Consider the following 13,741-nt stretch of genomic DNA (forward strand, 5'->3'; position numbering starts at 1 on the left):
CGACAAGCGAAATTATTTCGGAATCACAATGATTTCCGATGATTCGAATGGGAATTTGAACCGCATGTCGACCTGGACGACCCCGCGCCCCGGCCTTTCCATCCTGCGACGCGGGGACGCGCCGATCCGCAGTATCCAGGTCTATGGCCAGCGTTGTTCGGGAACCAACGTCCTGATCCGCTCGATCGAGGCCAATCTCGGCCGCGACGCCTTTACCGAACGCTTTGGGTTCAAGCACTGGTTCGTGCCCGAACAGGTCCTGTTCCCGCGCGACGTCATGGTGCTGGCGGTGGCGCGTGATCCGGTCGACTGGGTGCGCAGCCTGCACCGCCAGCCATGGCACGCGCATCCGGAGTTGAAGGCGCTCGGCTTCTCCGACTTCATCCGCGCGCCGTGGCACAGCTATTGGGACGGCGAATTCTGGGGTGTCGAGGACGACCATCCGGTGCTGGGGCGCGAAATGCTGCACGAACGCTGCCCCGATACCGGCGAACGCTTCACCAATCCGCTGGCCAAGCGTACCGCGAAACTGCGGCACTGGAGCGGCCTGCACGACCGCGCGCACCATGTCGCGCTGCTCGCCCATGATGCGTTCGTCGCCGACCCCGCCGGAGTGATCGCCGACCTGTCCGCCGCTTGCCAGCTGCCCATGGCCGATCGCTTCGTGGCGCAGGACAGCTACAAGGGGCAGGGCAAGCGCCCCTTCGCCCCCACCGCCTATCCCGACATCTCCGCCGCCGACCGCGCGCATATCCATGCATGGCTCGATCCGAAGGTCGAAGCGCGGTTCGGGTTTACGGTCCCGGTGCAGCAGGCGGAAGCGGCGGAATAAGTTCACGCGGAGGCGCGGAGACGCGGAGGAGTTGCGTTCCGGGCGCCGACATCGCGGTCGGAAGACACCTGCTCGGGAGGCAACAGGGAAAAGGCCACTGACGCGGGCATGGTCCGCCCGGAACGCAACCCCTCCGCGTCTCCGCGCCTCCGCGCGAACCCCTAACTTCTTACCTTCGCCCGCCGCACCAGCACCGCCAACGCCGCCGTCAACACCCCCGCGACCAAAGCCCAGATCGCCAGCCCCTGCCACGGCGTGTAGCCGAACCATTCATCGGCCACGGTACGCAGATAGCCCGGATCGAACCGCTCGCGGAACACCGCCACCGCCAGCGCGCGGGGTTCGCCGCCCGGTGCGGTGATCTCGGCGCTGGCGATCGCCATGTTGAGCACGACCGACCCGGCCAGCAGCACCGCCACCGCCCGCCGCGACCAGCGCGTCGCCTGTGCCCAGAACGCGCCGATGCCGATGCACAGGAACCCGACCGCCGGCAGCGCATGGCGCGGCCCGGTCGCGTTGCCGCCGTCCCAGTAATAATAGCTGGCGTTGATGAGGAACGGCAGCGTAGCCCCCGCGACCGCCAGCCAGCCCACCGCCCGCGTCGCCGGATTCCGCAGCAGTACCGCGATGCCGAAGGGTGCTACGATCAGGATCGGCGCGACCCACAACATCCCCCGCCGCTCGCCGAAGGTCAGCTCGTAGAGGACGTAGGGCTTGGGATAGGTCAGCCCGAAAAACCCTTCCTGCATCCCCGCAAAGTCGGTGACGCCCGAATAGCCGAGCCGAAACACCGTGCCGAACGCGATCAGATTGTACCCGACCAGTACGACCAGCGCGCTCGCCCCCACCGCCAGCGCGACGGCGACCGTCCGCACCGCCTCGCCCCGCGGCAGCGCCCGCAACCGCCACAGCGCATATCCGGCGACCGGCAAGCCGGCGATCAGCGCCGAATGCTCGATCAGCACCGCCCAGCCGAGCGCGAGGCCGGCGACGACCGCATGGCCCCATGACCGCCCCGGCCCGGTCCCGCGCCACACGCCCCAGGTCGCGATGACCAGCAGGGCGGCGACCGGCGCATGGCCGAAGATCGTCGTCGACCACCCCCAGACCGTCGTGCCGAGGCCATAGGACAGCGCGGCGACCGCCCCCGCCTCCCCGTCGCCGGTGATACCCCGCACCAGATCGTAGAGCAGCATCGCCGCCAGCGCGCTTAGTAAGGCGCAAACCGTCACCGCGACCAGCCGGATGCGGATCTTCAGGAAGCGGTTGAACTCGCGGTTCTCGAACCCGGGCACGAAATCGCGGGCGTGCTGCCCCGACACCGCATCGGCTAGGGCGATGGCCGGGATGCCCAGCACGGTGATGCCCGGCGCTTTGTCCGAATAATAATGGTCGCCGAAATGCGCCTTGTCGATCGTCAGCGCGGCATATTCGTCGATGGTGGCGTCACCATCCTCGACCAGCGACAGCGTGGCGAACATCCGCACGGCGTTGTTGGGATTGAACTCCCACGATCCGAACCACGCGCACGAAAACCACACGAGGATCAGGATCGCCCACGCGACGGGATCGCGGCGCAGCGGCGGGGAGGACGACATTGCTGGCTTCCCGCCCCTTCCGTCAGAAGATCCGGTTGAGCAGCAGGTACAGCGCCCCCGACAGCAGCACCGATACCGGCAGCGTCAGCACCCATGCCATCAACAGGTTGCGGACGGTCGACATCTGCAGGCCCGACCGGTTCGCCGCCATCGTACCGGCGACACCCGACGACAGGACATGGGTGGTCGATACCGGCAGGCCCAGGCTGTCGGCGCCGAAGATCGTGCCCATCGCCACCAGTTCCGCCGACGCGCCCTGCGCATAGGTCAGGTGGGTCTTGCCGATCTTTTCGCCGACGGTGACGACGATCCGCTTCCACCCGACCATCGTGCCCAGCCCCAGCGCGAACGCGACCGCGATCTTGACCCACAGCGGGATGAAGCGCGTTCCGGCGTCCAGCGACCCGCGATATTCGGTCAGCACCTTCTTGTCGCCTTCGGTCAGCGACAGCGTCGGCTCCTTGCCCAGCCGCTTCACCGCTTCCGACGTCAGGTACATGTCGTTGCGCATATTGCCGCTGACGGCGGCGGGCACCTTGGCCAGCGTGCCGTATTCGCGAACCTGCTGCTCGATCGCGCCGACCATCATGGTCACGGCGGGCACGGTTTCCGGGGTCAGCTTGCGTTCGGTGATGTACCGTTCCGCCTGGCGGCGGGCCGTCACGTCATCGGGGGCCGCGCCCTGTCCCTGCGGCATCAGCACCCGGACGGCGGCGGCGCTGTTGGTCGCGAACTGCGCCTCATATTGCGCCGGCACCGCGCGGTTGAGCGCATAGGCGGTGGGGACCGTGCCGATCAGGATCAGCATGATGAGGCCCATGCCCTTCTGCCCGTCGTTCGACCCGTGCGCGAAGCTGACGCCGGTGCAGGTAAAGATCAGCAGGCAGCGAATCCACAGCGGCGGCGGCGTATCGCCGACCGGCGCCTCGTACAGTGTGCGGTTGCGGATCAGGGTCTTCATGGCGATGAACAGCAACGCCGCCACGCCGAACCCGATCATCGGCGAAATCAGCAGCGCCTTGCCAGTCTCCAGCGCCTTGTCCCAATCGACGCCGGCCGAACCGTTGCGACCCTGCAGGATCGCGTTCGCCACGCCGACCCCGATGATCGACCCGATCAGCGTATGCGAGGACGACGACGGAATCCCCAGCGCCCAGGTGGCGAGGTTCCACACGATCGCCGCGATCAGCAGCGCGAAGACCATGGCGAACCCGGAGGACGACCCGACCTGCAGGATCAGTTCGATCGGCAGCAGCGAGATGATGCCGAACGCGACCGCGCCGGTCGAAAACAGCACGCCGAGGAAGTTGAAGATACCCGACCACACCACCGCGACATGGGCCGGCATCGAATTGGTGTAGATGACCGTCGCGACCGCATTGGCGGTGTCGTGGAACCCGTTCACGAATTCGAATCCCAGCGCGATGATGAGCGCGAGGATCAGCAACGCGAAGGGCATCAGCGTCAGCGGATCGACGCTCGCCGCCGCCGCATCGTGGTAGACGTTGTAGACGACATATCCCAGGGCCGCGACGATCGCCGTGGCGAATCCAAACGTACCGGCACGACCGAAGCCGTCGTCCAGTTTCGGGCCGGGGCGTCCATCCCGCTCCAGCGCTGCGCTCGTCATCGAAATTCCCCTGCCGAATGAACATGCCGCCCTATCGACGGAGTGTGACAGCTTCGTACGCGCCATCGCACGCCCCCGCGTCGGCATCGCAGTCGGGCGAAGCGGCCCATAGCGAACCGAACGTGCTTTGGCGATATGATGCACGAAATCCCCGTTTTCCGCCGATGGCGTTGCACCGCCGCCACATCCGACCATCGGATCATCCGCCGCTTCGTGCTTGACGTGGCGGTATCGCGCGGTGCTGTGCGACCCGGCAAAGGAGTCGTCGCCATGGATCATCCCAACGCACCGCCACCCACGCGGAACCGGGCGCGGATCGCGCTCGACGAACGCACCTGCCGGATGATCTGCCCGATCGCATCGGCGATGGTCGGCGTCTGCCTGACCGGTATCGGGCTGTTGCACGTCACCATCACGCTGCGCGCGCGCCAGACGGTGGCCGACGACCTGCTGTCGGTCGACGCGCTGCTGTTCCTGATCGCGACGCTCAGTTCCTATTTCGCGCTCAGGGTCCAGGGCACGGCGCGACTGCACTGGCTGGAGCGGGTCGCCGATGCGACGTTCATCGTCGCCATGCTGCTGCTGACCGCCGCCTGCTTCATCATCACCTATGCGCTGAACCGGTAGAGGGGTCTCTGTCGCCGATCGTACCTATGCTCGGCCTTCCTCGTCACTCCCGCGCAGGCGGGAGTCCATATGCGCTAACGTCGGCGCATCTTGCCGAACCGTTGGCGGTTATGGATTCCCGCCTGCGCGGGAATGACGGCGCTGGCAGCAACGGTCGAGGCCCACCCCAACATTACCGATTGTTCAGCGCGCGCTGAACCGCCGGCAATTCGCACGCCGCTATTCCCCGGGACATGAAGGGGAATCGAACGATGCGGGTGTGGAGCGGAATCCTGGCGGCGCTGGGCATGGCGATCGCGCTGCCGGCGGGCGCGAATGCGCCGGGGCCGTCGCCCACCGGGCTGTGGCTCAACCCGCACAGCAACGTCGCGGTGCGCACCGCCCCGTGCGGCGCGCGGCTGTGCGGCTGGGTCGTGTGGGCCAGCGCATCGGCCCGGGCGGATGCGAAGGATGGCGGCGTCGAGCGCCTGCTCGGCACCGAATTGCTGGAGGATTACGCCGCCGATGGCCGCGGGGCATGGACCGGCACGGTGTTCGTCCCCGACATGGGCCGCCGCTTCGCCTCGCGAATCGACCTGCCGAACGCCGACACGCTGCGGATTCGCGGCTGCCTGTGGGGCGGGGTGATCTGCCGGAGCCAGAGCTGGTCACGGATCGAACAGGTGCCGCATGGCTGACCTGCGCCGCCTGATCGATCGCTATCGCACGCCGATCGGCGTGCTGGTGGTGCTGGGCCTGATCGCGCTGGGCTTCGCCGCGCTCCAGCATCTGACACAGGAAATCCGCTTCGCCGATGTCCGCAGCGCGCTGCACGACCTGTCCGCGGCGAAGATCGTGCTGGCCCTGCTGGCCACCGCCGGCAGCTATCTGGCGCTGACCTTCTACGACCTGCTGGCGCTCCACACCATCGGCCGCCCGTTGCCGTGGCGCACCGCCGCGCTCGCGTCGTTCACCAGCTATACGCTCAGCCACAATCTCGGCCTTGCCCTGCTGACCGGTGGGTCCGCGCGCTATCGTATCTATAGCGCCGCCGGGCTGGACGGTCCCGATGTCGCCCGCGTGGTGGCGATCGCCAGCGGTACCTTCTGGGCCGGAGTCGTCAGCGTCACCGGCGTCGCGCTGCTGCTGCACCCCGGCGCGCTCGACCTCGCCGGCCTGCGCCTGTCGCCGACCGAGGTACAGGCCGCCGGCTGGAGCATCGCCGCGCTGACCGTCCTGCTGCTGGGGGCCTGTGCCATCGTGCGCGCGCCGATCCGGCTGTTCGGCTTCACCCTGCCCTTGCCCAGCACCGGCCTGCTCCTGCTCCAGATCGGCATCGCGCTGGTCGACATCGCCTGCGCCAGCGCCGCGCTGTTCGTGCTGATCCCCGGCGCGGCACCCGCGCTGCTGCCCGCGTTCATCCTCGCCTATACGCTCGGCATCGTCGCGGCGGTGGTGACGCATGTTCCCGGCGGCATCGGCGTGTTCGAAGCGGTCGTGCTGGCGGTGGTCCCGGTCGATCGCGCGACGCTGTTCGCCGCGCTGATCGCGTATCGCGTGCTTTATTATCTCCTGCCGCTCGGCTGCGGCATCCTCGTCCTCGCCTGGCACGAAGGCGCGCGCCAGCGGCGGCGGTCGAGCCGGTTCCTGTCGGGGGTCCGCGCCGTCGCGACCGGCGTCGCCCCGCTGGCGCTGAGCGCCGCGACCTTCATGGCCGGCGCGATGCTGCTGCTGTCAGGGTCGCTCCCCTCGGTCCGCGCCCGCATGGGCGACCTTGCCGCCATCCTGCCGCTGCCGATGATCGAGGGCAGTTCGATCGCGGCCAGCCTGACCGGCACCGCGCTGCTGCTGCTCGCCCCCGCGCTCTATCGCCGGCTCGACGGTGCGTTCCTCGCCACCCGTATGCTGCTGATCGCCGCCGCGCTGTTCTCGATCGGCAAGGGGCTGGATTATGAGGAGGCGACCGCCTGCCTGTGCGTCGCCGCGCTGCTGCAATGGACGCGCAGCGCCTTCTACCGCCGCACCGCGCTGACCGGACAGCCGGTGGGCGCAGGCTGGGTCGCGTCGGTCGCCGCCGTCATCGCATTGACCGTCTGGGCGGGGTTCTTCGCCTATCGCCATGTCGATTATTCCGAAAATCTGTGGTGGAAATTCGCGCTGCACAGCGATGCCCCGCGCTTCCTGCGCGCGACGCTGGGCGTCATCGTCATGCTGGCGGGGGCGTGCGTGTGGCGGCTGATGTCGCCGACCGCGACGGCGGCGCGCAGCGCGCTGTCGGCGGTCGATTCGGCCACGGTGCGCCGCATCCTCGCGCAAGCGAACCGCACCGACACGATGCTGGCGCTGACCGGCGACAAACGCTTTCTGCTGTCGGAGGCCGGCGACGCCTTCGTCATGTATCAGGTCCATGGCGCCAGCTGGGTCGTGATGGGCGATCCGGTCGGCCCGCGCGAGGCGTGGGGCGAGCTGCTGTGGAACCTGCGCGACCTCGCAGACCGCGATCAGGGGCGGCTGCTGCTGTATCAGGTCTCCTCGCCCGTGCTCGACATCGCGATCGGCATGGGGCTGAGCATCGTGAAATATGGCGAGGACGCGGTGGTCGATCTGACGACCTTCACCCTCGACACCCCCCGCCTGCGCGCGCTGCGCAAATCGGAACGCGCGGTCGCGCGCAAGGGCGCGACGATGCACATCATCGCCGCCAGCGAACTCGGCGCGATCCTCGACGAACTGGAATCGGTCTCCGACGAATGGCTGCAGGCGAAGGCGCAGCGGGAGAAGGGCTTCAGCCTCGGCCATTTCGACCGCGCGTATCTGTCCTTCTTCGACATGGCGGTGGTGACGATCGACGACCGCATCGTCGCCTTCGCGAACCTGTGGCTGACCGAGAACCGCAAGGAAGCCTCGGTCGACCTGATGCGCCACCGGTCCGACACGCCGCCGGGCACGATGGACTATCTGCTGGTCAACCTGATGCTGTGGGCCAAACAACAGGGCTATGCCCGCTTCTCGCTCGGCATGGCGCCCTTGTCGGGGATCGAGGATCGCCGGCTCGCCCCCGCCTGGGCCAAGGCGGCGGCGTTCATCTTCCGCCATGGCGAGCGCTTCTACGGCTTCCGGGGCCTGCGCACCTATAAGGAGAAGTTCGCGCCGGGGTGGGAGCCGCGCTACATCGCCGGTCCCGGCGGCATCGGCCTGCTCAAGGGCCTGCGCGACCTTTCCCGCCTGATCGCCCGGCCCCAGCCCGCGCTCTACCTGCCCCCGGCCCCCGCCGCCGAACGGATCGCGACCGAACCGAAAGTACCCCAGCCATGAACCGTATCGAACGCCGTCCCAGATCCCCGGGTCGCCTCCGCCGCCGGTTCGGCATCGGCGCGCTGATCGCCGGACTGCTGGTCCTGCTCGGCCTCGCCGCCCCGTCGCTGCGCCTGATCGACAGCCAGTCGCTGCGCCTGTTCGACGGGGGCAGGAAGCATCCGTCGGTCGTCGCCGTCTTCATCTCGGGCGACATGGGGTTGCGCTTCGGCTTGGGCAGCGTCGTCGTGCCCGCTCTCGCGCAGCACGGCATTCCGGTCGTCGGCGTCAGCTCGCCGGTCAATTTCGGCACGCGCAAGACCCGCGAACAGGTCGACGCGATCGTCACCAGCGCGATCCGCACCGCGCTGGCGCGGACCGGCGCGGAGAAGGTGATCCTGATGGGCCAGTCGTTCGGCGCCGACATGGTGTCGGCCACCGCGCCCGACCTTCCCGCCGACCTGCGCGCGCGCATCGCGGCGATCAGCGTGGTCGTGCCGGCGCAGACCGTCTATTTCCGCTCCGACCCGACCGGCATCCTCTATCACGGCACTCCCGATGCCCGCCCGAGTGCGACGATGCGCGCGCTGGACTGGGCACCGGTCATCTGCATCTACGGTCGCGAGGAAGAGGAAAGCCTGTGCCCGACGCTGCGCGGCGGCCATGCCCAGGTCGTCGGCCTGCCCGGCGGGCATTTCCTGCACCATGACGACCAGCTGGTAATCGCCACCATCCTCGCCACGCTGCGGATGGCCGATCACAGCATTCTTACATGAAATTTGTGCAGCGCACCTAAAGTCGCCTTGATCCGGACAAATCGTCCACTTAATAGGTCACCGGCCGCGACGGGCGGCATGGGATTGCGGATCAGCGACCGATGAGCGAGCAACAGCACGACGACCAGCCGGCATCCGACCTGCCGGACACGAAGCGCGGAAACGGCCGGGCCAGATGGATCGTGATCGCGCTGGCGCTGGTCGCGGCGGTGGTCGGCGGCTGGTGGTATGTCGACTATCAGAACAACGGAAAATTCCTGCAGGAAACCGACGACGCGACGGTGCAGGCCGACATGGTGACGATCGCTCCCAGGGTATCGGGCTATGTCGCCGACGTGCTGGTCGGCGAAAATCAGGACGTGGCGGCGGGGCAGCCGCTGGTCCGCATCGACCCGCGCGATGCCCGTGCGCAGGCGGCGCAGGCCGAGGCGCAGATCGCCGTCGCCGGAGCGCAGGCCGACACCGCCCGCGCGCAGGTCACCGAACAATATGCCGCGATCGATCAGGCCCGCGCCCAGCTTGCCGCCGCGCGCAGCAAGGCCGCCTATGACGCCGGCGAAGTCGCCCGCTATCGCCCGCTCGCCGCATCGGGCGCGGAAACCCGCCAGACGCTGGCCCAGCTGGAAGTGACCGCGCGCCAGTCGGCCGACAATGTCCGCGCCGCCGAAGCCGCCGTCACCGCGCAGCAGCGCCGCGTCGCCTCGCTCCAAAGCCAGGTCGCGCAGGGTCGCGCACAGGGACAGGCCGCCCGCGCCCAGCTCGCCGCCGCCAGCGTCGATGTCGGCGCGACGCAACTGACCGCGCCCATCAAGGGCCGTATCGGCGACAAGACGGTGACGATCGGCCAATATGTGCAGGCCGGCACCCGCCTGATGTCGGTCGTGCCGCTCGACCGGCTCTATATCACCGCCAATTTCAAGGAAACGCAGCTCGCGCTGATGCGCCCGGGCCAGCCGGTCGAGATCGATGTCGACGCGCTGGACGGCGTGCCCGTCCGCGGCCGGGTCGAAAGCCTAGCGCCCGGCACCGGCGCGCAATTCTCGCTGCTGCCGCCGCAGAACGCGACCGGCAACTTCACCAAGATCACGCAGCGCGTGCCGGTGCGCATCTCGATCGAGGCGACGCCGGAGGCCCGCCGCCTGCTGGTGCCCGGCCTCTCCGTATCGGTGACGGTCGACACCCGCGGCGCACGCGGTGAATTGAAGCAGCTGCGCGAGCAGGCGGAGCGCTGACATGGCGAGCGCGGGGGCCAGCGCGGGCGTGACCACCGCCGCGCCGCCGCAGCGGGCCGACCTTGCGGCATGGCTGGCGGTGATCGCGGGCAATCTGGGCGCGCTGATGGCGACGCTCGACATCTCGATCGTCAATTCCGCGCTGCCGACCATCCAAGGCGAAATCGGCGCCAGCGGGACCGAGGGGACGTGGATCGCCACCGCCTATCTGGTCGCCGAGATCGTCATCATCCCCATGGCCGGCTGGTTGCAGCGGATGCTGGGGATGCGGACCTTCCTGCTGATCGCCGCCGGGCTGTTCACGGTCTTCTCGGTCGTGTGCGGCATCGCTACCACCCTGCCGATGATGATTATCGGGCGCGTCGGACAGGGATTCACCGGCGGGGCGATGATCCCGACCGCCCAGACGATCATTGCCCAGCGCCTGCCCCCGCACCAACAGCCGGTCGGCATCGCCGTGTTCGGCGTGACCGCGATCCTTGGGCCGGTGCTGGGGCCGCTGGTCGGTGGCTGGCTGACCGAGAATATCAGCTGGCATTACGCCTTTTTCCTGAACGTGCCGATCTGCGCGATCCTCGTCACGCTGCTGCTGGTCGGATTGCCGCATGAAAAGGCGAAGCTGCACCTGTTCCGCGAAGCCGACTGGCTGGGCATCGCCGGCCTCGCGCTGGGGCTGGGCGGCCTCACCGTGTTCCTCGAGGACGGGCAGCGCGAACAATGGTTCGATTCCGAACTCATCCGCTGGATGGCGTTCACCAGCGCGGTCGGCTTCGTGCTGCTGTTCTGGGGACAGGCGACCGCAAAGCGCCCGATCATCAAGCTGAAGCTGCTGCTCGACCGGCAATTCGGCGCGGTCGCGCTGATGGGGGTCGTGCTGGGCGTCGTCCTCTACGGCACCAGCTATGCCATTCCGCAGTTTCTGGCGGCACTTGCCAATTACAACGCGTTGCAGGCGGGCAAGGTCGTGCTGCTGTCGGGCATCCCCAGCCTGATCCTGATGACGATGGTGCCGATCCTGCTGAAACGGATCGACATCCGCATCGCCGTGTCGATGGGGCTGCTTATCATGGGCAGCGCCGCGCTGCTCGACGCCAGCCTGACCGCGCAGTCGTCGGGTCCCGACTTCACCGCGTCGCAGCTGCTGCGCGGCGTCGGCCAGATCCTGTGCATGTTGTTCCTCAGCCAGGCGTGCGTCCGATCGGTCCCGCCGGAGGATGCCGGCGACGCGTCGGGCCTGTTCAACGCCTTCCGCAACTTGGGCGGCAGTTTCTCGCTCGCCGGCATCTCGATCCTGCAGGATCAGCGGATGTACTTCCATTCGCGCCGGATGGAGGAAACGCTGAACGCCAACGGCGCCGACGTGCAGAGCTATGTCGCGCAGCTCGGCCGCGCGGTCGGCGATCCGGCGGCGGGCCTGCGTCTGCTGTCGCAGCAGATTTCGGCCGAGGCGCTGACCATGACCTATAACGACATCTTCTGGATCATGGGGATGGGCACCTTCTGCGTCCTGCCCCTCGTTCTGTTCCTCCGCCCGCTGCCAAAGGGCGCCAAACCGGCGACGGTGCATTGATGACGACGCGAATCCTTCCCCTTGCCGCCCTGCTGCTGCTCGGCGCCTGCACTGTCGGCCCGAACTATGCCGGCCCGCCGGCCACCGCGTCGGACGCGGTACAGCGCGGGACCTTCGCCCGCGCGGCCGATTCCGCCTTCACCCCCGCACCGGGCCTCGCCCGCTGGTGGGAAGGGTTGAACGACCCGCTGCTCGCCGCCCTTGTCGACGACGCGCTGGCGCACAGCCCGAACATCGACCTCGCCACCGCCCGCGTGCGCGAGGCGCAGGCCCAGTCGACCCAGCAGCGCGCATCGCAATTGCCCAGCGTCAGCGCCAACGCCACCGTGCTCGGCGCCGAACTGCCCCCGATCCAGCCGGGCAGCGGCGGCACCAGCGTCCAGTTCTACAATGTCGGCGCCAATGCCAGCTGGGAACTCGACCTGTTCGGCGGGGGACGCCGCCGGAACGAACAGGCGCGCGCGACCGAGGACGCGCGTATCGCCGACCTCGCCGACGTACAGGTGTCGCTGTCGGCCGCCGTCGCGCAGGCCTATGTCGCCTTGCGCGACGTGCAGGCCCGCATCGCCTTAAGCGACGCGACCACCCGCCTGCAACGGCAGCAGCTGACCCTCACCCGCCAGCGCCTCGCCGCCGGCACCGCCTCGCAGCTTTCCGTCGAACGCCTCCAGACCCAGCTCGAAAATACGCAGGCGCAGGCGATCCCGCTCGCGGCGCAGCGTGACGAATATCTGAACCAGCTGGCGGTGCTGACCGGGCGCACGCCCGGCGCGCTCGATGCGACGTTGGCGCCGGTCGCACCGGTCCCGCTGCCCCCGGCACAGGTCGCGGTCGGCGACCCCGCTTCGCTGATCGCGCGCCGCCCCGACGTCCGCGCCGCCGAACGCCAGCTCGCCGCCGGAACGGCCGGGATCGGCGTGGCCAAGGCGCGCGAACTGCCCGGCATCCGCTTCCTCGGGCTGCTGGGCCTGGGCGGCACCTCGCCCGGCGACATCTTCGACCTCAGCAACATCGCCGCCATCGCCGCGCCGTCGCTCAGCTGGTCGTTCCTCGATTTCGGCAAGAACCGCGCCGCGACCCGCGTCAGCGAGGCGCAGCGCGATCAGGCCGACGCGACCTATCGCCGCACCGTGCTGGAGGCGTTGCAGGACGCGGAAACGGCCCTGTCGCGCTATGGCAACAGCCGCAGGCAGCTGGGGCAACTGGTGCAGGCGGAGACGACCGCGAAGCGCGCCACCGCCCTCAACCGGCAGCGCGTGACCGCCGGCACCACGACGCTGATCGATCAGCTCGACGTCGAACGGCAACAGCTGTCGGCGACCAGCGCTGTGACGCAGGCCCGCGCCCAGCTGACCCAATATTATATCGCGGTGAACAAGGCGCTGGGCCTTGGCTGGACCGATCCGGTTAGCGCGGACGCAGGCCGTTCAGCAACAGCCGCAACGCCGCCTGCATCTGCGCGCTGACCTCGGCCTCGGTCATGAAGGGCTGGACGAGGCTGCTGGCCATGCGGATCGTCAGCACCAGATCGCGTGCCGAAATGTCGTCGGCGACCTCGCCCCGCGCCTGCGCCGCGATCAGCGCGGGGGCGAGGATGCGCTCCATCCGCCCGCGCAGTTCCTGAAACCGGCCGATATTGGCCGGGTCGAGATGCAGTTCGGCGGCGATCCGCGCGAACAGCGCCAGCGACTCCGCACCCGCGCGCACCAGCAGGTCGATGGTCTGCCCGATCGGCAGGTCGGGGTCGAGCATCACCTCGAACCGGTCGGCCCCGCTCGAGAAGATGGCCAGCGCCAGCGCGGCGCGGTCGGGGAAATTGCGATAGAGCGTCGCCCGCCCCACCCCGGCGGCGGCGGCGATCGTTTCCAGCGGCACGCCATAGCCATGGGTCGTGAAGCATTCGGCGGCGGCAGCGATCAGCGCATCGCGCCGCCGGGCGGCATCGCGGCGCGGCGCGCGGGTCGGCCGGGGATCGGCATCGTCGGTCATTGCCGCGTCCCTACCGGGAAAAGGGGACGGCGTCATGGGGTCGGGAAGCGCCTTCGTCCCTCCCCCGCCCCCTCTTCGTCACTCCCGCGAAGGCGGGAGTCCATAGACGCTGCCGGCACGAATCCTGCCGAAACGTCAGCGTGTATGGATTCCCGCCTTCGCGGGAATGACGAGCGGGTTGCCCCCAAACTGGCATCCCCACCGCCAACCGACT

At 68.7% G+C, this 13,741-nt stretch carries 11 protein-coding genes; 8 read left to right on the plus strand and 3 right to left on the minus strand.

All coding sequences use genetic code 11. The annotated features are described in order from the left end of the window. Positions 1-64 precede the first annotated feature (64 nt). Positions 65-832, plus strand: coding sequence for a hypothetical protein (locus tag ASE83_RS01010; RefSeq protein ID WP_156352575.1), 768 nt, complete (start codon positions 65-67; stop codon positions 830-832). A 161-nt stretch (positions 833-993) separates the two neighbouring features. On the opposite strand, the gene ASE83_RS01015 is transcribed toward ASE83_RS01010, so the two are convergent. Both ASE83_RS01015 and ASE83_RS01020 read right to left on the minus strand, forming a co-directional pair. Beyond that, a complete protein-coding gene (locus tag ASE83_RS01015; RefSeq protein ID WP_055787133.1) occupies positions 994-2,430 on the minus strand; it encodes a hypothetical protein in 1,437 nt (478 codons plus the stop codon). A 22-nt stretch (positions 2,431-2,452) separates the two neighbouring features. Further along, a complete protein-coding gene (locus ASE83_RS01020) occupies positions 2,453-4,060 on the minus strand; it encodes an inorganic phosphate transporter (protein ID WP_082443220.1) in 1,608 nt (535 codons plus the stop codon). A gap of 270 nt (positions 4,061-4,330) precedes the next feature. On the opposite strand from ASE83_RS01020, the gene ASE83_RS01025 reads away from it, so the two are divergent. From ASE83_RS01025 to ASE83_RS01055, 7 genes are all read left to right on the plus strand, one after another. Further along, on the plus strand, positions 4,331-4,687 hold the full coding sequence (locus tag ASE83_RS01025; RefSeq protein ID WP_055787754.1) for a hypothetical protein: 357 nt from the start codon (positions 4,331-4,333) through the stop codon (positions 4,685-4,687). A 251-nt stretch (positions 4,688-4,938) separates the two neighbouring features. After that, positions 4,939-5,364, plus strand: a complete 426-nt coding sequence (locus ASE83_RS01030; protein WP_156352577.1) for a DUF2147 domain-containing protein — start codon at positions 4,939-4,941, stop codon at positions 5,362-5,364. Then, positions 5,357-7,981 carry a bifunctional lysylphosphatidylglycerol flippase/synthetase MprF gene (mprF, locus tag ASE83_RS01035; RefSeq protein WP_055787126.1) on the plus strand — a complete coding sequence of 875 codons (2,625 nt, stop codon included), beginning with the start codon at positions 5,357-5,359 and terminating at the stop codon, positions 7,979-7,981. Before ASE83_RS01030 ends, mprF begins: the two co-directional genes overlap by 8 nt. Next, a complete protein-coding gene (locus tag ASE83_RS01040) occupies positions 7,978-8,736 on the plus strand; it encodes an AcvB/VirJ family lysyl-phosphatidylglycerol hydrolase (protein WP_055787124.1) in 759 nt (252 codons plus the stop codon). The genes mprF and ASE83_RS01040 overlap by 4 nt, the downstream gene beginning before the upstream one ends. Positions 8,737-8,837: 101 nt before the next feature. Next, positions 8,838-9,968 carry an HlyD family secretion protein gene (locus ASE83_RS01045; RefSeq protein ID WP_055787122.1) on the plus strand — a complete coding sequence of 377 codons (1,131 nt, stop codon included), beginning with the start codon at positions 8,838-8,840 and terminating at the stop codon, positions 9,966-9,968. Position 9,969: 1 nt separating this feature from the next. Then, entirely contained in the window at positions 9,970-11,538 is a 1,569-nt protein-coding gene (locus ASE83_RS01050) for an MDR family MFS transporter (RefSeq protein ID WP_055787118.1), read from the plus strand. After that, positions 11,538-13,004, plus strand: a complete 1,467-nt coding sequence (locus ASE83_RS01055; RefSeq protein ID WP_055787115.1) for an efflux transporter outer membrane subunit — start codon at positions 11,538-11,540, stop codon at positions 13,002-13,004. Before ASE83_RS01050 ends, ASE83_RS01055 begins: the two co-directional genes overlap by 1 nt. Here ASE83_RS01055 and ASE83_RS01060 read toward each other — a convergent pair. Continuing rightward, on the minus strand, positions 12,946-13,527 hold the full coding sequence (locus ASE83_RS01060; protein WP_055787112.1) for a TetR/AcrR family transcriptional regulator: 582 nt from the start codon (positions 13,525-13,527) through the stop codon (positions 12,946-12,948). The genes ASE83_RS01055 and ASE83_RS01060 overlap by 59 nt on opposite strands. Between the last annotated feature and the right edge of the window lie 214 nt (positions 13,528-13,741).

Origin of the sequence: Sphingomonas sp. Leaf32, assembly GCF_001421765.1 — a bacterium.
In the GTDB taxonomy this organism is placed as follows: domain Bacteria; phylum Pseudomonadota; class Alphaproteobacteria; order Sphingomonadales; family Sphingomonadaceae; genus Sphingomonas.